Origin of the sequence: Pseudomonas frederiksbergensis, from assembly GCF_001952935.1 — a bacterium.
Taxonomy (GTDB): Bacteria; Pseudomonadota; Gammaproteobacteria; order Pseudomonadales; family Pseudomonadaceae; genus Aquipseudomonas; species Aquipseudomonas frederiksbergensis.
The window spans coordinates 746,480-766,425 of record NZ_CP018319.1 but is presented as its reverse complement, the minus strand read 5'-3'; the positions used below and the strand labels follow the sequence as shown (position 1 = coordinate 766,425).

Sequence of the window (19,946 nt, the reverse complement as noted above, 5' to 3'; positions counted from 1 at the left end):
GCGTTCGGTAACGCTCTGACTCGACACAATGGGGGCAAGGGCTAGTCTTGCTTGAGCCGCCTCGACGAATTACCGATCATCGGGTCCCGCAGAGGCGCTGGTTCCGCTACAATGCGCGCCGATTTCGACCTGCCTGAGAGCCCACTCATGTCCGCCTGCCAGACTCCTATCATCGTCGCCCTGGATTTCCCCACTCGTGACGCCGCACTGAAGCTGGCCGATCAGTTGGACCCGAAGCTGTGCCGGGTCAAAGTCGGTAAAGAACTGTTCACCAGCTGTGCTTCGGAAATCGTTGGCACCTTGCGTGACAAGGGCTTCGAAGTGTTCCTGGACCTCAAGTTCCATGACATCCCGAACACCACCGCCATGGCCGTCAAGGCAGCTGCGGAGATGGGCGTGTGGATGGTCAATGTGCATTGCTCCGGTGGTTTGCGCATGATGGCCGCGTGCCGCGAAGTGCTTGACCAGCGCACCGGTCCGAAACCACTGCTGATCGGCGTGACCGTGCTGACCAGCATGGAACGTGAAGACCTGGCGGGTATCGGTCTGGATATCGAGCCGCAGGAGCAAGTGTTGCGCCTGGCCGCGTTGGCGGAAAAAGCCGGGATGGACGGTCTGGTGTGTTCGGCCCTGGAAGCCCAGGCCCTTAAATCGGCGCACCCGTCGTTGCAACTGGTCACTCCGGGGATTCGTCCGGCGGGCAGCGCCCAGGACGATCAGCGTCGCATTCTGACGCCGCGTCAGGCGCTGGATGCCGGTTCCGATTACCTGGTGATCGGCCGTCCGATCAGCCAGGCCGCGGATCCGGCGAAGGCGTTGGCTGCCGTAGTCGCCGAACTCGCTTAACCAAGCACTGAAGATCCAAATGTGGGAGCGGGCTTGCTCGCGAAAGCGGTGTATCAGTCAACACTAATGTCGACTGAAACTCCCTCTTCGCGAGCAAGCCCGCTCCCACATCGGTTTATGGAGCATTGAAATATGGGTTAAACCTTCAACACCAACTTCCCGAAATTCTCGCCGCTGAACAACTTCATCAGCGTCTCCGGGAACGTCTCCAGACCTTCCACAATGTCTTCCTTGCTCTTGAGTTGCCCCTTGGCCATCCAACCGGCCATTTCCTGTCCGGCGGCGGCGAACTGCGCGGCGTAGTCCATCACCACAAAACCTTCCATCCGCGCGCGGTTGACCAGCAGCGATAGATAGTTGGCCGGGCCTTTGACCGCTTCCTTGTTGTTGTACTGGCTGATGGCGCCACAGATCACCACCCGCGCCTTCATCGCCAGGCGACTCAACACCGCGTCGAGGATATCGCCGCCGACGTTATCGAAATACACATCGACACCTTTCGGGCATTCGCGCTTGAGGCCGGCCTGGACGTCTTCGTTTTTGTAATCGATGGCGCCGTCAAAACCCAGTTCGTCGATCAGGAACCGGCACTTGTCCGCGCCCCCGGCAATGCCGATTACCCGGCAACCTTTGATCTTGGCGATCTGCCCGGCAATGCTGCCCACCGCACCGGCCGCGCCCGACAGCACCACGGTGTCGCCAGCCTTTGGTGCGCCGACATCGAGCAGGGCGAAATAGGCGGTCATCCCGGTCATGCCCAGCGCCGATAGATAGCGTGGCAGCGGCGCCAGTTTCGGATCGACTTTGTAGAAACCTCGTGGCTCGCCGAGGAAGTAATCCTGCACACCCAAGGCACCATTGACGTAGTCCCCGACTGCGAAGCCCGGATTATTCGAGGCAACGACTTTGCCTACGCCCAATGCGCGCATCACTTCGCCGATACCGACCGGGGGGATGTAGGACTTGCCCTCGTTCATCCAGCCACGCATGGCCGGGTCCAGGGACAGGTATTCGTTTTTGACCAGGATCTGACCCGCAGCCGGTTCGCCGACCGGTACTTCCTGATAGGTGAAGGTCTCGCGGGTCGCCGCGCCCACCGGACGTTTGGCGAGCAGGAACTGGCGATTGATCTGGGTAGTCATGACAGGCACTCAAGATGAATGAAGACTTGTTGATAGACCTTCATGAACGATGCCGCAAGTTTGGCTGATGCGGCGAATGCACATTGATCCAGTGCAGTGATAGTCGAGCCGGCGGTTTTATCACTGCCACTCATGGGCACCCAACCGGCCTTTTGATAGTGCTGCCGCGCCACAGGCCCTTGTGGCTAGATTGCCAACACGCGATCCCCCGCATCTTCTCTTCGAGGACATAACAATGAGCATGACGTTTTCTGGCCAGGTCGCCGTTGTAACGGGCGCCGCCAATGGCATTGGCCGCGCGACCGCCCAGGCATTCGCCGCTGAAGGCTTGAAAGTGGTAGTGGCCGACCTGGACGCGGCGGGTGGTGAGGACACGGTGGCGCTGATTCGTACCGCTGGCGGTGAAGCCACCTTCGTGCGCTGCAACGTCACGCAGGAGAGCGAGGTAAAAAATCTGATGGACGAGGTGGTCAATACCTACGGCCGTCTCGACTACGCCTTCAACAATGCCGGCATCGAGATCGAGAAAGGCAAACTGGCCGAAGGTACGGTCGACGAGTTCGACGCGATCATGGGCGTCAACGTCAAAGGCGTCTGGTTGTGCATGAAATACCAGTTGCCGTTACTGCTGGCCCAGGGCGGCGGTGCGATCGTCAACACCGCATCGGTAGCCGGCCTCGGGGCTGCGCCGAAGATGAGTATCTACGCGGCGTCGAAACATGCAGTGATCGGCCTGACCAAATCGGCGGCCATCGAATACGCCAAGAAAAAGATTCGGGTGAACGCAGTGTGTCCGGCAGTCATCGACACCGACATGTTCCGCCGTGCCTATGAAGCCGACCCGAAGAAAGGCGAGTTCGCCAATGCGATGCACCCGGTCGGGCGCATCGGCAAGGTCGAGGAAATCGCCAGCGCGGTGCTGTACCTGTGCAGCGACGGCGCAGCGTTCACCACAGGGCATTCGCTTGCGGTGGACGGTGGTGTTACGGCGTTCTGAATACAGGCAGTGAAACGTAGGAAAAAACCCGCATTTGTGCGGGTTTTTTTTCGGTTCCTTAAAGGGGGCGGACAATGTGTTTCAAATGGTTAGAACCGAGGGTTTTGGCGGTTTTGTCGCACAACTGATCGACCGCTCTTGTGATTAACTGTTTCCCGCAAAACGGACAGGAGTTTGCTTGCTCATGGAGTTGAGAATCGATCGACAGGCATTGGTGCCGGTCGTACAGCAAATCGTCGACGCGCTAGCCTGCTGGCTGTGCCGTGGCGAGGTGCCACCGGGGACGCGTTTGCCTTCTGTGCGGCAAATCGCCCGGATCAATTTGCTCAGTCAGTCCAGCGTCGCTGAGGCCTGTGAGCGTCTGGTGGCTCAAGGGGTGCTGGCTCCGCGTCATGGCGCCGGTTTCATTGTTGCCATCCCAGCGCTGGCCGCTCAGGGGCAACAGGATTGTCCCTGGTTCGAGGGGGCCGAAAGGGCACAGGGCGGCACCTCGGGCCGACTCAAGCTGGGATGTGGCGGACTGCCCGAGAGCTGGCGTGAAACTGACGACCTGAGCTACGCGATCCGACAGGTCAGTCGCACCGACATGGCCGGCCTGTTCAACTACAGCACGCCACTGGGCCTGCCAGCCTTGCGCCAGCAGATCCACAAACGCCTGAAACAGTTGGATATCGTAGTGGAGGAAAGCCGAATCCTGACAACGGCGGGGGCCAGTCAGGGGCTTGATCTGATCGTGCGGACCTTGTTCAAACCGGGTGATTGCGTGGTGGTGGAAAGTCCCGGTTATTGCTTGCTGTTCGACCTGCTCAGATTGCACGGAGTCAACATGATCGAGGTCCCGCGAACCCCGCACGGGCCGGACATTGAAGCGCTCGAGGCGCTGCTGGTCAAGTACAGGCCCTGCGGGATATTTATCAATAGCTTCTATCAAAATCCCACTGGCAGCAGCCTGGCGCCGGCGGTGGCGCAGCGGGTTGTGCAATTGGCCAAAACCCATGGCCTTCTGGTAATCGAAGACGACGTCTATGCGGATTTGCACAGCGGCCCCGGTACGCGCCTCGCTGCGTTGGGGATCGATGACAACGTGATCTACGTCGGCAGCTACTCCAAAACCCTCAGCAGTTCGATGCGGGTCGGTTTTGTAGTGGCCGGCGCCGGGGTTATTTCGCAGCTGGCCGAGGTCAAGATGATCAGCAGTATGGGCGCTTCACGGTTTTGCGAGTCGGTGCTGGCAAGCCTTTTGGCCAGCGGTGCCTACGGCAAACTGGTCCAGCGCCAGCGCCAGCGTTTAAGCAATGACAGGGAAGCTGCGCTGCAAGTGCTGGAAGACGCCGAATGGGAGGTTTTCGGCAAACCGGCCGGGGGATTGTTCATCTGGGCGCGATCACGGATGTCCGACTACGCTCAGGTGCGCAAACAAGCCCAGCGCTTCGGTGTCCTGTTGTCTTCTGCGACGGCATTCAGTCCCGCCGCAGAGGCCGGTGACTGGCAGCGTATCAATGTGGCCTATGCCTGTGATCCGCGAGCACGGGCGTTTTTTCAGGCCACCGCTCCGGATCGACCTCAAGCGTTCTGAAAACGACGCAAGCGTAGCTTTTTGCCATTATTCAGACGCCAGAGACTTGTGTTGATACAGGCCCGTTGCGAATCTGCGTCAACAGACTATGTCAGGGGACTAAGTGCAATGATTTCGGCCGTGCAAGGACGTTTTGCCAACCTCGGTATGGCGAAAAAACTGGGTGTCGGTTTTGTACTGGTGCTGCTGTTGACCGCCTTGGTGGCGGCCATCGGTGTTTGGTCACTGCAAACCATCAGCCAGCGCTTCGACGGGCTCAAGCAGATGTCGTCGCTCAACAGCGGTTTGCTCAAGGTGAGACTGCTCGAGCAGGAATACGCTTTGCACGGCAACCCGAAAACCGCTGATGCGCTACGCAAGGGCGTTGACGGCTTGATCGCCCTGGCAACCCAACTGAAAGCGGCGTCTGCGGCCAACGTGCCGGTGATGAATGATGTGGAGCAGTCATTGGGGGCTTATCGCAAGGCCTTCGACGAGTTCGTCTCGCTCAGCCAGGGCAAGGACCTGGCACTGGAGATGGCCAGTTGGTCGGTGTCCAGCGTGGCCAATAACCTCGACGTGCTGCAGGCCGGGCTGGCCGATGACGGCGCTTATACCTTGAAGGAATCCGAAGGCAAGGACGGAGGGCAGTTCATCGAACAGGCCAATCAGGTCAGCCAGGTGTCGCGGTTGATGTTGCAGGCCATGAACGAAGCGCGCGTGCGCCTGGACCTGAGTCGCAAAGGCGATGACAGCGCAGGGCAGGGCAAGATCGAGCAGGCCGACCAGGCGCTGACCCAGGCCGAGCAGTTGAAAACCACGGTCAAGGATGAGGGTTACCAGACGGTCCTCAATGAAGTGGTCGGGCACATTGGCGGATTCAGCGAAAAACTCGCCGAATACACCGGCCTGCTGGCGCAGGAAAAAACCGTCTATGAGCAACTCCATCAGCGCGCTGCTCAGGTGATGGAGCGGGTGGACCAGGCCTATGTCGCCGAAGACCAGTCGATGCAGGCGGAGCTGAAAAAGAATTCGATGCTGATCATCGGTTCCTCGGCGCTGGCGCTGCTGGTCGGGCTGATTGCGGCCTGGGTTATTACCCGGTTGATCGTGGCACCGCTGCGCAGCGTGATCCGGGTTGCTCAACAGATTGCCTCTGGCGATTTGAGTGCAACGGTTGAAGTGACCCGTCGTGATGAGATCGGGCAGTTGATGCAGGCCATGCAGCAGATGGGCGCAGGGCTCAGCAGTATTGTCAGCGGTTTGCAGGCGGGTATCGAACAGTTGGCCAGTTCAGCGCAGTCGCTGTCGGCGGTGACCGAGCAGACCAATCTTGAAGTCAGCAGCCAGAAGGAAGAAACCGAACAGGTTGCTACTGCGATGAACCAGATGACCGCCACCGTGCACGACGTTGCGCGTAATGCTGAAGAGGCCGCTCAGGCAGCGCAGACGGCAGACGACAAGGTTGAAAGTGGCCAGCAGGTGGTGCGCCAGAGCATGGCGCGGATCGAACAGTTGGCGGATTCAGCCACCTCGGCCAGTTCGAGCATCGAAAGCTTGAGTGCCGAAATCCAGAACATCGGTACGGTGCTGAGCGTCATCAAGAGTGTGGCCGAGCAAACCAACCTGTTGGCCCTCAACGCCGCGATCGAAGCGGCTCGAGCCGGCGAGCAGGGCAGGGGCTTTGCGGTCGTCGCCGATGAAGTGCGGGCCTTGGCCAAGCGTACCCAGCAATCGACCGAGGAGATTGAACGACTGGTGAGCGCCTTGCGTTCGGCGGCTCAGTCTTCTGTTCAGCAGATTCAGAACAGCGGCGAACTGGTGAAGCTGGCGGTGAGTGATGCGTTGCAGACGGAGAGTGCGCTGGGGAGTATTGCAGCGGCGGTGTCTTTGATTCAGCAGATGAACCAGCAGATCGCAGCAGCTGCCGAGGAGCAGAGTTCGGTGGCGGAGGAGATCAATCGCAGTGTCACGAGTATTCGCGCCAGTGCGGATCAGTCTTCGTTGGCGATGCAGGGGAATGCGGCTTCCAGTATCGAGTTGGCGCAGTTGGGGGTTGAGTTGAAGGGGATGGTGGGGCACTTTCGGCTCTGAGGCGAGCTAACGCTCGGCCTGTTGAGCGGTGAGGGGCGGCGGGTGTATGCCGCTCTGCTTTTGGCTCTGTAGGAGCAAAGCTTGCTCGCGATGGCGGCCTTGCGGTTGTACATCGTCCAATTGTGGGAGCGAGCCTGCTCGCGATGGCGACCGATAGTCGACCTTACTGTCGCGGCTGTACCCGTCCATCAAACTCAACGCAAAAAAAAGCCACCTGTTCAGGTGGCTTTCTGCTTTCTCTGATCAGTCGTAGATCACTTTTTTCTTCCAGTCCGCATCGGCCTCGACGTCTTTGAGGCCTTCGGTCAGCTGGTTCACTTCGCCTTCTACCGGGGCGATGTTGTCCATGACTTGTGCGTTGGCGCGAGCCAGGAGCTTTTCCAGGTATTCCAGCTGTTCGGCATAAACCTTGGGTTCTTGTTGTTTGCGCAGGTATTGCACGCCGCGTTCGAATGCCAGGCGGGCCTGGCCGGGCTGGTTCTGTTGCAGGGCGTGCTGGCCAAGGTTGTTGAAGAATTCAATGTGCAGCAGGACCAGGATGTGGCGAACTTCGCGGATCCAGCGTTTGGCTTCGTTGGTCGGCAAGAAGCCGTCCTGTGCGGCGCGGGTGATTTGGCCGTGCAGGGCTTCGAGCAGGAAACGTACGTCCTTGGCTTTGGCTTCGGTCTGGATCGGTGCCGGCGGGTTGTTGACCGGGATCGACTCGCCCTGGCCGACCAGGGCGCTCAGTTCAGCAATCCGTGCCTTGAGGTTGGCGTTGGTTTTTTCCAGAGTGAGCAGGCGTTCGCAGACGTTCAATTCCAGGCGGGTCAATAGCAATTTGAGGCCCGGAGTCATCAATTGGCCGGGAAAGGTCTCGGTGATTTCGCCGCAACGACGCAGACGATCGTTGAGCTCAACTTTGGCGCGGGCCTTTTCCAGCTTATTGTTTTCCACCACATGGTTCATGTAGCCAATGGCGATCAATAGTGCGATCCCGGCTACGACTAGCAGGGTGATCATGAGTGGTGTCACCGGTAAGACCTCTTTATGGGGTTCGCGTGCGAGTGTAGTGGCTTGGCATTGAGGCGCATAGCGCCGCTCGGCGAGTTGAATCGGCTACTGCACTGTCTGTATCGGCCGCGTTTCTGCTTATATAAGTAATAGCGTGCGAGGTGCACATTGCCATCATCTTTGGCGTGGGTGGACTATAACGTCTTGGCGGGTGTCAGAATATAGGCGTCAAACCCCTAGCGACGGAAAAGCCCGATTAGTGTCTCAAAGCAGGGCGAAGTCATTGATTTAAATAAATTTATATCTGGGGGTTGACGACCCCTCAATCCATCCATAGAATGCGCGCCACTTACAGCGTAAAGCACACAGCGAAACGCGGTAGGCAGTGAATGTTGTACGTGTGTCCCCTTCGTCTAGTGGCCTAGGACACCGCCCTTTCACGGCGGTAACAGGGGTTCGAGTCCCCTAGGGGACGCCATATGCGGGAATAGCTCAGTTGGTAGAGCACGACCTTGCCAAGGTCGGGGTCGCGAGTTCGAGTCTCGTTTCCCGCTCCAATTTTAAACAGCGTTGCTTTCGGGCAGGGCTGAGTGAAACCAGAACCAGCATCTTCGGATGCGGATTTGGGCACTGAAATACACACCATGTGTTTCAGTTAGCGTGTCCCCTTCGTCTAGTGGCCTAGGACACCGCCCTTTCACGGCGGTAACAGGGGTTCGAGTCCCCTAGGGGACGCCATTTGCGGGAATAGCTCAGTTGGTAGAGCACGACCTTGCCAAGGTCGGGGTCGCGAGTTCGAGTCTCGTTTCCCGCTCCATATTTAACAAAAACGCCGCTCAATGAGCGGCGTTTTTGTGTGCGCGTATAAAAACCGCGTCAACCGCTGAGGCTTTGCACCAGGCTTTCGAGCGCTTCAGTGGTTTTTTCATCTTGCACCATTTGCGCAGATGCAGTCGCTCTGAGTTGGCGTGCCAAGCGGTATTCGCTGGGCGTGCAGTTTGCGAACTGCTTGAAGGCTCGAGCGAAGTAGGAAGGATCCTTGAAGCCGGCCTCATAGCCGATGCTGGTAATAGGCATTTGGCTGTTGTCGAGTAGTTCTTTGGCGAAGTTCATGCGCTTGTTCAAGATGTAATCCGTGAAGCCAAGGCCATTGGCTTCCTTGAACAGGCGGCTGAAGCGAAATGTCGTCATGCCGCAGCGCTGCGCCAAATCTCTCTGATCAATGCTGTCCCGAAAGTGCTGCTCGATGTAAAGCATGATGCTGCTCAGCGCCTGATGTTTTTGGTGCCCGGAGGTCAACCGGATGCTGTCCGGCAGGGTCGGGGAGTGGTCGATCAGCTGTGTCTTGCGGTGGTCGATAACATTCCGGCGCAGCTCGCAGAGCTGAACTACAGCAGTCAGATAGCGACTCCTCTCACTGACCGAAAGGGGGAGCACTATGTATTCCCAGACGCTGGAACGCATGGCCCAGACGGCCAGTTCTTCCGAGTGCTGCACGGTGAACATAGTAATCGGGATGGCCGGTGCGCTGCGTTTGATGTCCAGCAACAGCCTGAGACCTGGTGTGTCGGGGCGATCGAAATGGATGCAGATCATGTCTGCGTTTACCCCGATGGGCAGCACGGAGTTTTTCGCCAGTTTGCCGTCGCAGGTACCCTCGAACTGCGCGATGAGTTCTTTCGTGGATCGATCATGAGTCAGATCGAACCATAGGAGCGTTGGCCTTCTGGTCAAGTTGGACGTCATGTCTCTACTCTTGGATTCTCAGTGACTCGCTAAGCAGTATCGTCAATGTGCCATCACTTTGCAGAATTAATCTCGATAGGAAAGACGAGTTTTAGTTCTGTTGGTTCTATGGGGGCCTGGAAAGCGACTGTTTGCCTGTGTGTCTTCGATGAGCAAGGGTTAGAACGCTTATCGCTTGTGAATCAATGAAAATCGCATTTGCCCTGCCATGCCTTGTTTACCCCTCCCGTTACTTCTGCAAAGGCCAATGACCCCTATTTGGCCGCTCCGCAAAAAAGTCCTAGTGATGTGCAAAATCCTCCTAACGGCTATGCCTTCCCCCTGACTAAGGTTGCATCAGGCAGCACAGAAAGTACTGCTTCCAGAAAAAAACATTCAAGTGAGGTGGGCAAAATGAACATGCAAACAATCAAGGCTTCGGTAATGAAGTTCGTCAAAGACGAAGATGGTCTGACCATTGTGGAATATGCGGTGGCCGGTGGTTTGATTACGGCGCTTGTCGTCGGATTGTTCACGGCCCTTGGGACAGAGGTTCAGACCAAAATGCAGGCGCTGTGCACCGGCCTCAAAGGTAGCGCTTGCTGATAATTCCCGGATGGGGGACGTGTCGACGTCTATGGGACAGCCGGTTGCCGCTATTTTTGATAGGGCACCGGCAACTTTCTTCATGGACTTCGCACGGAGTGAGCGGCAGGGCTGTTCTAGTGATCCAAGTGACTCTGCAAGCAATCAATGTTTCGGTACTAAAGTTCGTCAAAGTTGTTCAAGCCGCAAATAGCTACGTTGCGTGCTAACGATTAATACCTGCAGGGAGACACGCCATGTCCACGGAACTGATGGTATCGACTGTTTTACTGATAGGACTTTTGGGCGTGGCGGTGGTGAGTGATCTGCGTCGCCACCGTATTCCCAACATGCTGGTCCTGTTGGGACTTGCCCTGGGATTGGTCGGTCAAATGTATTCAAGTGGTGTCAGCGGATTGGGTGACAGCCTGCTGGCCACCCTGATCTGTTTTGGGCTGTTTATGCCGATGTACGCTTTGGGTGGCATGGCTGCCGGCGACGTCAAGTTGATGGCCATGGTCGGCAGTTTTCTACCCATCCATTTCGCGTTGTGGGCTGCCTTTTTCAGCCTGATCGCCGGTGGCGTGTGCGGTCTTTTGATCGTACTGGTTCGAGGTCAATTGCTTCAGACCCTGGAGCGCTATTGGTTGATTCTAAGAGCGCACGCCTATTATGCGCCGACATCAGATGAAGTAGCCGGCAAGCCTTTCCCTTATTCGATTGCAATCCTGATCGGGACTTTAAACAGCGTCTACTGGCAACTTGTTGCCGGTGGATTGGGAGCTTAGTCATGCACGTCATCGTCGATAGTGATGCCTACCCCTGCGACCGGGAGGCGGTGCAACGACTGGCACCTCAGCCCTGCACTATTCGCGAGACGGGTCTGACCGACAGTTTTCTCGGTGAGTTGGTGTGCAAACATTTGTTTGATGCCGGTGTGCTGGACATGTCGCGGCTGGTGGAACGCCTGGCGCTGACCGGCGCGGTACTTGAAGAGGTCCTGGCGTTTCTGCGCAAGGATGGTCGTGTCGAAGTGCTTGGCCAGGGGAGCCAAACGGGCGGGCAGATGTTGCGTTATGGCTTGACCGAGCGCGGTCGCAGTGCCGCCCGCGATGCCCTGTCGCGCAGCGGCTATATCGGTGCGGCGCCCTTCCCGGTGAGCACCTACCGGTCCCTGATCAAACTTCAAACCATTCACCATGGTCGCATCAACGCCAACGATATGCGCAATGCCCTCGCGGGTGTGGTGCTCACGGAAGGGATGCTCGATCAGTTGGGGGTGGCGATGAACTCCGGGCGCGCGATCATGATTTATGGCCCTGCGGGTACTGGCAAGACCTATGTCAGCAGTCGGCTGATTCGTCTGTTTGCCGAAGCCATCTGGGTGCCTCACGCCATCGTCATCAACGAATCGGTGATCGAGATCTATGACCCGCAGGTGCATCAGCGTCTGAATGACAACAGTCAAATGAACAATCTGATGCTCAACGAAGGGATCGACCGTCGACTGCTGTGCTGCAAACGCCCGATCGTCATTACCGGCGGTGAATTGAGCATGGAGCAACTGGACGTTCGCTATGACCCTTCCACCCGTCAATACCAGGCGGCCTTGCAGCTCAAGGCCAGTAATGGCCTGTTCATCATCGATGACATGGGACGCCAGCGCATGGCACCCGCCGAGCTGTTGAATCGCTGGATCGTCCCGATGGAAGAGAAGCGTGACTTCATCAACCTGGGGGGCGGTCGGCATTGCGAACTGCCGTTCGATCTGATTCTGGTGTTTTCCACCAACCTCAATCCTCTGGAGCTGGCCGATGAGGCCTTTCTTCGCCGGATTGGCTACAAGCTGCAGTTTGGTTACCTGAAGCCTGAGGAGTACGAAAAGATCTGGCGTCAGGAAAGCGAGCGCCTGGGCATTCCTTTTGACCAGCTGCTGGTGCGGTATGTGCTGCAAAGGCTCTATGCCAGTGAAGGCATGCCCCTGGTGCCTTGCCATCCCCGCGATCTCCTGAACATGGCCCTCGATCGTCAGCGTTATATGGGCGGTTCCGGATCACTGTCACCGCAAGATTTGGAATGGGCCTGGCACAACTACTTCGTCCAGCTCAACTTTCTTTGATACGGAGATACTGACATGAGCTCTCGTACTCTTACCCTGATAGGCGTTTCCCTGGTCATGGGCCTTGGCGCTGCATGGATGGCCGACTCCTGGCTGAGCGCACGACTCAGCGCCAGCCCGGATGACAACCTTCGAAGCGTGGTGGTCGCCACGGTAGAGATTCCATTCGGGCAGATGGTCGAGGCCCAACAAGTCACGACCATGCGCATGCCCATGGACACAGTCCCGGACGATGCCTTCGACTCCACCGACAAAGCAGTAGGCAAGATCGCAACATTCGACATTCTGAAGGGCGACATCATGCGTGGTGCACGTCTGAGTGAGCATTTGGGGGGCAGTACCCTGGCTTCTCTGATTGCTACAGACAAACGTGCCATCTCGGTACGTGTGGACGATGTGGTCGGCGTGGGCGGGTTCCTGCTACCGGGTAACCGGGTCGATGTACTGGCGACCAAACGCACTGATGGCTCCGGCAATAACGCCGTATCCAGGACCATCCTCGAGAACTTGCGGGTATTGGCGGTGGATCAGACGGCGGGTACCGACAAGACCCAACCCGTGGTGGTACGCGCAGTGACGCTGGAGATGTCGGCCTCTGAAGCGGAAGCACTGGTCACGGCGCAGACGGAAGGCAAGTTGCAACTGGCGCTGCGTAACCCACTGAACCTAGAGAAGAAAATCGCTGCCGTTGCGCCTGTTGTGCCAGCCGTGGCGGTGGCCGCCGTCGCGGCGCCAAAACGCGTGGTACAGCGCCGCAGTAGCGAGGGTGGCGGGGCTATTACCGTTATCCGCGGGACCGAAGCCAGTGTAGTCAAACGTTGACAGGACGGTAGGGGTGCCTGGGCACCAAGTATTGGCGGCGCCGATCCGGATCAGTATCGGCAAACGAGGGCTTGATGATGAATATTCGTATTCAGCGGTCGTTCACTTCGACGCCAAGGCGCCAGGAAGGATCGGTAAGTGTATTGATGGTGATGGTGTTGGCGGTGACTGGCATGGTAGCGGCGCTGGCTTTGGACGGCGGACATATGATGCTGAACAAAACGCGCCTGCAGAATGCGGTGGACGCCGCCGCCCTGAGTGGCGCCAAAACCCTGAGTCAGGTGGAGGGTGGCAGCAATATTGCCAGCACGACGCGCGCCGCCGCGCTCAATACGCTGATACAGAACGCCAATGCCACGGGCAACAACGAATTGGCCACGGCTGTCGGCGGCAACGCAGGCGCATTTGCAGTGGTGGAACTGGCAGCGAGCGTCTATGGCCCGTTCTCCTATCCCGGACCGACGGATGCCAAGTACGTTCGGGTATCGGTACCGAGCTATAACCTGACGGGATTTTTCTGGAACTTCGCTCAAGTATTCGGCGCTGGCGGCCTGGGGGCCAAAGCGGTGGCGGCGATCGCTACCGCTGGACCCAGCCCTACCAGTCCTTGTGATCTCTCACCTTTGATGGTCTGTGGCGACCCGACTCAATACGACCCGGACGCTGGCATGTTCTGGGGCTTCCAGTTTGGTGATTTGAAGGTATTGAAGACCGCTGCCGGCAATTCGTCGCCCATCGGTCCAGGCAATTTTCAGTTGCTCGATTTTGGCTCGGGCGGCAGTACCGTCAGGGAGGACCTGGCCGGAGGCGGCAGCGTCTGCCGCACGGCGGGGGACACTGTCCAGACCGCCCCCGGCAACAAGGTCGGCCCTACCTCTCAAGGCCTGAATACGCGCTTCGGCATCTACAACGGCCCGGTCAGTGCCTCGGACTATCCGCCGGACCTGGTGACCACATCCAGCAACCCAGCCATCACGTACGACGACTCAGTCTCCCCGCCACAAGCGAAGTACCAGGGGCAAGTCGTCACCTCGAGCAACGGCAATCTCACCGCGGGCAGCAACGCGATATTTGACTACAACGACTGGCGTGCGAGCACTGCCGCGTGTGTGGCTGGGGCCAGTGGCTGTCAGAGCAATGGGGTGTTCGAGCGCAGGATGATGAAAATCGTGGTGGGCAACTGCACCGGGAAGCAGGGCGGTTCAACCTCGATCCCCGTCCTGGGTTTCGGCTGCTATTACGTGGTGCAGCCAATGGATGGCGGCGGCAAGGACGCGCAGATCTTCGGACAGTTCGTGAAGGAGTGCGAAGGCGACAACGTGGCAGGCCCTTCGCCGTCAACCGATTCCGGGCCGCAGATCATCCAGCTCTACAAAACCTATCTCGGCAGCGGCACTGGCATTCCGAGCACTGACTCGTAGGAGGCGTCATGAGACTTCACGGGTTTAAACATCCGAAGCGCCAGCAAGGTCTGGCCATGGTGGAATTCACCCTCGTCCTGCCGGTGTTGCTGTTGCTGTTGCTGGCCTTCGGTGAGTTCGGTCGCATGCTCTATCAATACAACGTGCTGCTGCAGGCCAGCCGCGATGCCGACCGTTTCGTTGCTAGCCGGGCCTGGGACTCGACGCTTGGTCAGGTCGCTCTGAGCAATACGCTACAGACCCAGACAAAAAACGTTGCGGTCTATGGTGTGCCTGCCAATACCGGGACCGCGGTGGTGTCAGGGCTCACGACTGGCAACGTGGTCGTCGCCGCAGTGGGCACTGACCATGTGCGGGTCACCATCACTTACACGTTCTGTCCAGTGATTGGTGGTGGCAATTGCGGCGGCTCGATTCCCGGTTTCTTTGGTACTCAGATTGCGCTGAGCATTCCGCTGGTTGCCACTACCGTGATGAGGGCACTGTGATGAAAAGAAAACACATGCGCGGCACCTACACGGTGGAGTTCGCCTTCATTGGCCTGCTGATGTTCACGCTGTTGTTCGGCGTGTTGGAAATGGGCCGCCTGTACTTCACGGTCAATGCACTGGATGAAGCCGTACGGCGTGGTACGCGCCTGGCGTCGGTGTGCAATATCAGCGATCCGGTGGTTCTGCGGCGGGCGATCTTCAATGCCGCGACCGATGCAGGTACGAGCCAACTGATCGGCAATCTGGCCACCACCCACCTGACGCTGACTTATCTGGACGTCAATGGTGCTCTGGTGGCCAACCCCGCTGACCTGGTCAGCGTCAATGGTTTTCGTGCCATCCGCTATGTCCAGTTGAGTCTGCAAAACTTCGTTTTCAATCTGCTTATTCCCGGGTTCGCCGTCCCCATTACCCTGCCTACATTCAGGGCAACGTTGCCACGCGAAAGCCTCGGGCGTCATTCCGATTCCGGGGAGATCACGCCATGCTGAATACCAAGGAAACTCCAGTCTCTACCTCGACCGGCAAAGCCGGGTTACGGTTGCTGATTAGCAGTCGTGATGCCACGTCGTTGCGCGACCTGCAAGGCGTCTGCCAACGCATGCCCAGCCTGGAGGTGAGTACGCGGCTGGTGAGCAACGGGCATGTCGACCCGCTCTACGGTCTGGACCGGATGCCCGATCTGCTGCTGTTGCGCGTTAGCCACCTGTGGCGTGAAGAGCTGTCGGCACTGTTGCAGCGTCCGGCCCATGAGCGTCCGCCGATGTTGGTGTGCGGGCTGCTGAGCGACCAGGAAGCCATGCGCCTGGCGATGCAGGCCGGTGCCCGGGACGTGCTGCCGGAGCCCATCGCCGAGACCGAACTGGCCGCCGCCTTGAATCGTCTGGTCACGGAAGTTCGAACCGGCAGTGGAACAGAAGGAAAACTGATCGCCGTAATGAGCGCCAAGGGCGGCTCCGGCGGAACCCTGCTGGCCTGCAACCTGGCTCAGCAACTCAGCATCATGGGTGGCAGTACCCTGTTGCTGGACATGGACCTGCAATTTGGCAGCGTGACGCATTATCTGGATGTGGCGCAGACGCACAGCCATCTGGAGGTGTTGCACCAGATCGATGGGATGGACAGCGTCGCGTTACGCGGTTTTTGCAGTCACTTCAGCCCGACCCTGCATGTGCTGGGCGGTCGGGCCGGTGAGTTGTGTTTGCCGCAGGATACCCAACCCGAGCAACTCGACACCCTGTTGCAGTTGGCCCGCGCCAGCTATGGCTGGGTGGTGATCGACCTGCCGCGGCAAATCGATCACCTCACCGGCTCTGTGCTGGAGCAGGTGGATCGGGTGTACGTGGTGGTGCAACAGAGCGTCAGCCATCTGCGCGATGCCAGCTCCCTGGTACGGATTCTTCGCGAAGACCTGGGCGTGCGTGGGGATCAATTGCAGATAGTGGTCAACCGCTATGACAAGGCGGCAGCGGTCAGCCTCAAAGATATCGGCGAGGCGCTGCGCTGCACCAATGTGTCGAAGTTACCCAACGACTTCAATCTGGTCAGCCAGAGTCAGAACACTGGCGTGCCGTTGGGGCTGCATGCGCCGAGGGCGGCGATCACGGCTGCACTGCGCAACATGACCGAGGACCTGATCGGTCAAGAGGTGGCCGGCAACAAAGGCTTGCTCAAACGTGCCTTCAACCGTTTTTTCGGGGGATGACCCATGATCAGCGACTTTCGTAACCGCTTGCGCAAACAGTCCGGTAAACCCACCGCTGCCCAACTGGGCGACGACCTGTTGGATCCGGCAGAGGAAATAATGGCCTGGGAGCGTGCAGCGCCGGACGTTCTTTACGAAACCAGAAGCCAGGTCACCCCGGTGGAGGCGGAATGGCGGGAAAAGATCTACCAACAGTTGCTCAAGGTCATGGACCTGTCCTTGCTGGACTCCCTTGAGCAGGCCGAGGCTACTCGGCAGATTCGCGATATTTGCCAGCGTCTGCTCGATGAACACTCGGCACCGGTGAGTACTTCCAGCCGCCAGTTGATCATCAAACAGATCACCGACGAGGTGCTCGGTCTGGGGCCTCTGGAACCGCTGCTGGCCGATCATACGGTGTCCGACATTTTGGTCAATCGGCATGACTCAGTGTATGTCGAGCGCTTCGGCAAGCTGCAACGCACCGATGTGCGTTTTCGCGATGATCAGCATTTGCTGAACATCATTGACCGCATCGTCTCCAGCCTGGGTCGGCGTATCGACGAGTCTTCGCCGTTGGTGGATGCGCGGCTCAAGGACGGTTCGCGGGTCAACGCGATTATTCCGCCGCTGGCCATCGACGGCCCGAGCATGTCGATCCGGCGCTTTTCCGTCGACCTGCTCAATACCGACAGCCTTATCCAGGTGGGGGCGTTGAACCCGGCCATTGCCCTGCTGCTCAAGGCGATTGTCCGCGGGCGCTTGAACGTGCTGATTTCCGGCGGTACTGGCAGCGGCAAGACCACCATGCTCAATGTGCTGTCCAGTTTCATCCCGCACAACGAGCGGATCGTTACCATCGAAGACTCAGCCGAACTGCAATTGCAACAGCCCCACGTGGTACGCCTGGAAACCCGGCCTTCGAATATCGAGGGGCGTGGCGAGGTGAGCCAGCGGGAGTTGGTGCGCAACAGCTTGCGGATGCGTCCAGACCGCATTGTGATCGGCGAAGTGCGCGGCGCCGAGGCGCTGGACATGCTGACGGCGATGAACACCGGTCATGACGGCTCGTTGACCACGATCCACGCCAACACCGCACGCGATGCGCTGGGGCGGATCGAGAACATGGTGTCGATGACCGGGGCGACCTTCCCGATAAAGGCCATGCGCCAGCAAATCGCTTCGGCCATCGGAGTGGTCATCCAGCTGGAACGCCAGGAGGACGGCAAGCGTCGCCTGGTCAGTGTGCAGGAGATCAACGGCATGGAGGGCGAGATCATCACCATGACCGAAATCTTCTCCTTCGTCCGCCAGGGCATTGGCGAAAACGGCGAAGTACTGGGTGATTTTCGGCCCAGCGGCATGATCCCCGCCTTCCGCGATGTGCTGGCCAAGCGCGGTATCGAGTTGCCGCTTACGATGTTCAGGCCTGAGTGGATGGAGGCACGGCAGTCATGAGCCATATTCCTGGTGAATTCATTCTGATGTTCCTCGGCATGGTGTTTATCGCTGTGTTCCTCCTGTCCCAGGGTGTGGTGGTGCCGGTGTTCGGCGAGGCCGGCAAGATGCGCAAACGCATCCGCGGCCGTTTGCATGTGCTGGAGAAAGCCAACAATCAGCCCAACATGCAAACGGTGTTGCGGCAGAAATACCTGACGCGCTTATCGCCACTGGAGGCCATGCTTGAGCAGTTGCCTTTTATGGCGAGCCTGACCCAAATGATCGAGCAATCCGGGCACGAATACCGGGCCTATCGGGTATTGCTGCTCGGGCTGGTGCTGGGAGGCTCGACGGGTATCTTGATCTGGATGGTCTCGTCAGTCTGGTGGATGGCGCTGGTGGCGGGTTTCGCGATCTTCTGGTTACCCATACTGAAAATCTCACGCGACCGTGGCAAGCGTTTCGCTGCGTTCGAAAAAGGTCTGCCGGACGCGCTGGATTCCATGTGCCGCGCTCTGCGCGCCGGGCACCCATTCAACGAAACCCTGCGTCTTGTGGCCGATGAGCATAGGGGGCCGGTCGCTCATGAGTTCGGCTTGACCTTCGCTGACATCAACTATGGCAATGATGTACGTCGGGCCATGCTCGGCCTGCTTGAGAGGATGCCGAGCATGACGGTGATGATGCTGGTGACCTCGATCCTCATCCATCGCGAAACCGGCGGTAACCTTACAGAAGTGCTGGAGCGTCTGAGTCGCCTGATCCGCGGGCGCTTCCGCTTTCAGCGCAAAGTCAAAACCCTGTCGGCGGAAGGGCGCATGTCGGCCTGGGTGCTGGTGGCGGTTCCCTTTGTGCTGGCGATCGCGATCTTTATCTCCACCCCGAACTACCTGCCTATGCTGCTCAATGATCCCATAGGCCATAAGCTGATCATGGGGGCGTTCTGCGCCATGTTGCTCGGGATTTTCTGGATACGCAAAATCATCCGGATTCAGGTTTAAGTGGTATTCGCTACCGGGAGGTACAGATCATGGACTTTTTGCTCGGGTTGTTCAGTCGGTTCACGGGGAACGAGGAGCTGGCGCGTCTGTTGTTCATCGGCTCGATCGTTTTGAGTACGGTGCTTGCGGTCGTCGCTGTAATCTTGCTGATGATGGGGCTTCAGGATCCGGTGCAGCGTCGTCTGGCGCTGATCAAGCGTGGTCATTTAGGCAATACCGCAGGGCAGGAGGCTCCGGGTAATCTGCAACTGTTGCTGGAGAGGGTCGGACAGCGCTTTAGCTCGGCCGAATCGGCTCAGACGTCCGTCACCCAGACCCTGTTGACACATGCGGGGTACCGTTCTTCGTCGGCGGTGCAGATGTACTGGGCCGTGCGCTTGATGTTGCCGCTGTTATTGGTCGGTATTGCGTTGCTGCTGTTGCCGATAATTCCCAAGATTTCTCTGATCACGGGGCTGCTGTTGGTGGTCATGGTGGCCGGTATCGGTTGGTTGGTGCCAGGGCTATATGTCGCCAAGCGCAAGCAGTTACGGCAAGGTCGGTTGCGTGCCGCGTTTCCGGATGCGCTGGATCTGATGGTGGTGTGCGTGGAGTCGGGCCTGGCCCTGCCCGCGACCATCGAGCGGGTGGCTGAGGAGATGTCGGTCAGTCAGGTCGAACTGGCTGAAGAACTGGCCCTGGTCAATGCGCAAATCCGCGCGGGCATTTCCAGTACCGAGGCGCTCAAGCAACTGGCCCTGCGCACGGGTCTGGATGATGTACAAGGGCTGGTCAGCCTGTTGGCGCAGAGCATCCGCTTTGGTACCAGCGTGGCCGATACCCTGCGTATCTATGCCGACGAGTTCCGTGACCGGCGTATGCAGGCCGCCGAAGAGATGGGGGCGAAAATCGGCACCAAGCTGATATTCCCGCTGATTTTCTGTCTGTGGCCGAGCTTCTTTCTGGTCGCTATCGGCCCCGCCATGATCGGAGTGTTCAAGGCATTCGGGTGAAGTAAAAGGCCGGAGGCTGTCGAGCGCGATGGCCTTGCC

Annotated in this window: 18 protein-coding genes, 4 tRNA genes and 1 pseudogene; 20 read left to right on the top strand and 3 right to left on the bottom strand. The window is 58.5% G+C overall.

The genetic code is table 11. From position 1 onward, the window contains the following. The first annotated feature begins 147 nt into the window (after positions 1 to 147). Positions 148 to 846 carry an orotidine-5'-phosphate decarboxylase gene (gene pyrF / locus PFAS1_RS03875; RefSeq protein ID WP_008148060.1) on the top strand — a complete coding sequence of 233 codons (699 nt, stop codon included), beginning with the start codon at positions 148 to 150 and terminating at the stop codon, positions 844 to 846. Positions 847 to 983: 137 nt separating this feature from the next. On the opposite strand, the gene PFAS1_RS03870 is transcribed toward pyrF, so the two are convergent. Continuing rightward, the gene (locus tag PFAS1_RS03870; protein WP_074879081.1) at positions 984 to 1,988 is read right to left on the bottom strand and encodes an NADP-dependent oxidoreductase; all 1,005 of its coding nucleotides are present in this window, start codon (positions 1,986 to 1,988) and stop codon (positions 984 to 986) included. 235 nt (positions 1,989 to 2,223) lie between these two features. On the opposite strand from PFAS1_RS03870, the gene PFAS1_RS03865 reads away from it, so the two are divergent. The 4 genes and pseudogenes from PFAS1_RS03865 (at position 2,224) to PFAS1_RS30300 (ending at position 6,634) form a co-directional block, all read left to right on the top strand. Continuing rightward, positions 2,224 to 2,985 carry an SDR family oxidoreductase gene (locus tag PFAS1_RS03865; protein ID WP_076028261.1) on the top strand — a complete coding sequence of 254 codons (762 nt, stop codon included), beginning with the start codon at positions 2,224 to 2,226 and terminating at the stop codon, positions 2,983 to 2,985. A 184-nt stretch (positions 2,986 to 3,169) separates the two neighbouring features. Next, the gene (locus tag PFAS1_RS03860) at positions 3,170 to 4,561 is read left to right on the top strand and encodes an aminotransferase-like domain-containing protein (protein WP_076028260.1); all 1,392 of its coding nucleotides are present in this window, start codon (positions 3,170 to 3,172) and stop codon (positions 4,559 to 4,561) included. A gap of 108 nt (positions 4,562 to 4,669) precedes the next feature. Next, positions 4,670 to 5,725, top strand: a pseudogene (locus tag PFAS1_RS30305) (methyl-accepting chemotaxis protein); the annotation flags it as partial. 27 nt (positions 5,726 to 5,752) lie between these two features. Continuing rightward, positions 5,753 to 6,634, top strand: a complete 882-nt coding sequence (locus PFAS1_RS30300; RefSeq protein WP_371916929.1) for a methyl-accepting chemotaxis protein — start codon at positions 5,753 to 5,755, stop codon at positions 6,632 to 6,634. Positions 6,635 to 6,877: 243 nt separating this feature from the next. Here PFAS1_RS30300 and PFAS1_RS03850 read toward each other — a convergent pair whose 3' ends face one another. After that, positions 6,878 to 7,636: a hypothetical protein gene (locus tag PFAS1_RS03850; protein WP_198044949.1), complete on the bottom strand. Its 759-nt coding sequence runs from the start codon at positions 7,634 to 7,636 to the stop codon at positions 6,878 to 6,880. 393 nt (positions 7,637 to 8,029) lie between these two features. Between PFAS1_RS03850 and PFAS1_RS03845 the strand changes: the two genes are divergently transcribed. The 4 genes from PFAS1_RS03845 to PFAS1_RS03830 all read left to right on the top strand — a co-directional run bounded on the left by PFAS1_RS03845 (position 8,030) and on the right by PFAS1_RS03830 (position 8,444). Continuing rightward, positions 8,030 to 8,105: transfer RNA gene (locus PFAS1_RS03845), tRNA-Glu, on the top strand. A gap of 3 nt (positions 8,106 to 8,108) precedes the next feature. Further along, a tRNA-Gly gene (locus tag PFAS1_RS03840) sits at positions 8,109 to 8,184 on the top strand. 105 nt (positions 8,185 to 8,289) lie between these two features. Then, positions 8,290 to 8,365, top strand: a tRNA-Glu gene (locus tag PFAS1_RS03835). A 3-nt stretch (positions 8,366 to 8,368) separates the two neighbouring features. After that, positions 8,369 to 8,444: transfer RNA gene (locus PFAS1_RS03830), tRNA-Gly, on the top strand. Between the two features lie 59 nt (positions 8,445 to 8,503). On the opposite strand, the gene PFAS1_RS03825 is transcribed toward PFAS1_RS03830, so the two are convergent. Further along, positions 8,504 to 9,373 (bottom strand): helix-turn-helix transcriptional regulator, encoded by an 870-nt coding sequence (locus PFAS1_RS03825; protein WP_076028257.1) that lies wholly within the window; start codon positions 9,371 to 9,373, stop codon positions 8,504 to 8,506. 393 nt (positions 9,374 to 9,766) lie between these two features. On the opposite strand from PFAS1_RS03825, the gene PFAS1_RS03820 reads away from it, so the two are divergent. The 11 genes from PFAS1_RS03820 (at position 9,767) to PFAS1_RS03770 (ending at position 19,907) form a co-directional block, all read left to right on the top strand. Next, positions 9,767 to 9,958, top strand: a complete 192-nt coding sequence (locus PFAS1_RS03820; protein WP_076028256.1) for a Flp family type IVb pilin — start codon at positions 9,767 to 9,769, stop codon at positions 9,956 to 9,958. A 236-nt stretch (positions 9,959 to 10,194) separates the two neighbouring features. Continuing rightward, the gene (locus PFAS1_RS03815; RefSeq protein ID WP_076028255.1) at positions 10,195 to 10,725 is read left to right on the top strand and encodes an A24 family peptidase; all 531 of its coding nucleotides are present in this window, start codon (positions 10,195 to 10,197) and stop codon (positions 10,723 to 10,725) included. Positions 10,726 to 10,727: 2 nt separating this feature from the next. Continuing rightward, entirely contained in the window at positions 10,728 to 12,056 is a 1,329-nt protein-coding gene (locus PFAS1_RS03810; RefSeq protein ID WP_076028254.1) for an AAA family ATPase, read from the top strand. A gap of 15 nt (positions 12,057 to 12,071) precedes the next feature. Then, the gene (gene cpaB, locus PFAS1_RS03805; protein ID WP_076028253.1) at positions 12,072 to 12,878 is read left to right on the top strand and encodes a Flp pilus assembly protein CpaB; all 807 of its coding nucleotides are present in this window, start codon (positions 12,072 to 12,074) and stop codon (positions 12,876 to 12,878) included. A 74-nt stretch (positions 12,879 to 12,952) separates the two neighbouring features. Next, positions 12,953 to 14,299, top strand: a complete 1,347-nt coding sequence (locus PFAS1_RS03800) for a TadE/TadG family type IV pilus assembly protein (RefSeq protein ID WP_076028252.1) — start codon at positions 12,953 to 12,955, stop codon at positions 14,297 to 14,299. Between the two features lie 8 nt (positions 14,300 to 14,307). Next, positions 14,308 to 14,787 carry a TadE/TadG family type IV pilus assembly protein gene (locus PFAS1_RS03795; protein ID WP_076028251.1) on the top strand — a complete coding sequence of 160 codons (480 nt, stop codon included), beginning with the start codon at positions 14,308 to 14,310 and terminating at the stop codon, positions 14,785 to 14,787. Continuing rightward, a complete protein-coding gene (locus tag PFAS1_RS03790) occupies positions 14,787 to 15,281 on the top strand; it encodes a TadE/TadG family type IV pilus assembly protein (protein WP_076028250.1) in 495 nt (164 codons plus the stop codon). The genes PFAS1_RS03795 and PFAS1_RS03790 overlap by 1 nt, the downstream gene beginning before the upstream one ends. After that, positions 15,275 to 16,495, top strand: coding sequence for an AAA family ATPase (locus PFAS1_RS03785; protein WP_076028249.1), 1,221 nt, complete (start codon positions 15,275 to 15,277; stop codon positions 16,493 to 16,495). The genes PFAS1_RS03790 and PFAS1_RS03785 overlap by 7 nt, the downstream gene beginning before the upstream one ends. Positions 16,496 to 16,498: 3 nt before the next feature. Next, positions 16,499 to 17,932 (top strand): CpaF family protein, encoded by a 1,434-nt coding sequence (locus tag PFAS1_RS03780; RefSeq protein ID WP_076028248.1) that lies wholly within the window; start codon positions 16,499 to 16,501, stop codon positions 17,930 to 17,932. After that, positions 17,929 to 18,915, top strand: a complete 987-nt coding sequence (locus PFAS1_RS03775) for a type II secretion system F family protein (RefSeq protein ID WP_076028247.1) — start codon at positions 17,929 to 17,931, stop codon at positions 18,913 to 18,915. Before PFAS1_RS03780 ends, PFAS1_RS03775 begins: the two co-directional genes overlap by 4 nt. Positions 18,916 to 18,944: 29 nt before the next feature. Further along, positions 18,945 to 19,907, top strand: a complete 963-nt coding sequence (locus PFAS1_RS03770) for a type II secretion system F family protein (protein WP_076028246.1) — start codon at positions 18,945 to 18,947, stop codon at positions 19,905 to 19,907. Positions 19,908 to 19,946 lie beyond the last annotated feature (39 nt).

What these genes read in the sequence shown, in the direction of transcription:
- pyrF (WP_008148060.1), top strand. Translation starts at nt 148, where the DNA reads ATGTCCGCCTGCCAGACTCCTATCATCGTCGCCCTGGATTTCCCCACT.
- PFAS1_RS03870 (WP_074879081.1), bottom strand. Translation starts at nt 1,988, where the DNA reads ATGACTACCCAGATCAATCGCCAGTTCCTGCTCGCCAAACGTCCGGTG.
- PFAS1_RS03865 (WP_076028261.1), top strand. Translation starts at nt 2,224, where the DNA reads ATGAGCATGACGTTTTCTGGCCAGGTCGCCGTTGTAACGGGCGCCGCC.
- PFAS1_RS03860 (WP_076028260.1), top strand. Translation starts at nt 3,170, where the DNA reads ATGGAGTTGAGAATCGATCGACAGGCATTGGTGCCGGTCGTACAGCAA.
- PFAS1_RS30300 (WP_371916929.1), top strand. Translation starts at nt 5,753, where the DNA reads ATGCAGGCCATGCAGCAGATGGGCGCAGGGCTCAGCAGTATTGTCAGC.
- PFAS1_RS03850 (WP_198044949.1), bottom strand. Translation starts at nt 7,636, where the DNA reads ATGATCACCCTGCTAGTCGTAGCCGGGATCGCACTATTGATCGCCATT.
- PFAS1_RS03825 (WP_076028257.1), bottom strand. Translation starts at nt 9,373, where the DNA reads ATGACGTCCAACTTGACCAGAAGGCCAACGCTCCTATGGTTCGATCTG.
- PFAS1_RS03820 (WP_076028256.1), top strand. Translation starts at nt 9,767, where the DNA reads ATGAACATGCAAACAATCAAGGCTTCGGTAATGAAGTTCGTCAAAGAC.
- PFAS1_RS03815 (WP_076028255.1), top strand. Translation starts at nt 10,195, where the DNA reads ATGTCCACGGAACTGATGGTATCGACTGTTTTACTGATAGGACTTTTG.
- PFAS1_RS03810 (WP_076028254.1), top strand. Translation starts at nt 10,728, where the DNA reads ATGCACGTCATCGTCGATAGTGATGCCTACCCCTGCGACCGGGAGGCG.
- cpaB (WP_076028253.1), top strand. Translation starts at nt 12,072, where the DNA reads ATGAGCTCTCGTACTCTTACCCTGATAGGCGTTTCCCTGGTCATGGGC.
- PFAS1_RS03800 (WP_076028252.1), top strand. Translation starts at nt 12,953, where the DNA reads ATGATGAATATTCGTATTCAGCGGTCGTTCACTTCGACGCCAAGGCGC.
- PFAS1_RS03795 (WP_076028251.1), top strand. Translation starts at nt 14,308, where the DNA reads ATGAGACTTCACGGGTTTAAACATCCGAAGCGCCAGCAAGGTCTGGCC.
- PFAS1_RS03790 (WP_076028250.1), top strand. Translation starts at nt 14,787, where the DNA reads ATGAAAAGAAAACACATGCGCGGCACCTACACGGTGGAGTTCGCCTTC.
- PFAS1_RS03785 (WP_076028249.1), top strand. Translation starts at nt 15,275, where the DNA reads ATGCTGAATACCAAGGAAACTCCAGTCTCTACCTCGACCGGCAAAGCC.
- PFAS1_RS03780 (WP_076028248.1), top strand. Translation starts at nt 16,499, where the DNA reads ATGATCAGCGACTTTCGTAACCGCTTGCGCAAACAGTCCGGTAAACCC.
- PFAS1_RS03775 (WP_076028247.1), top strand. Translation starts at nt 17,929, where the DNA reads ATGAGCCATATTCCTGGTGAATTCATTCTGATGTTCCTCGGCATGGTG.
- PFAS1_RS03770 (WP_076028246.1), top strand. Translation starts at nt 18,945, where the DNA reads ATGGACTTTTTGCTCGGGTTGTTCAGTCGGTTCACGGGGAACGAGGAG.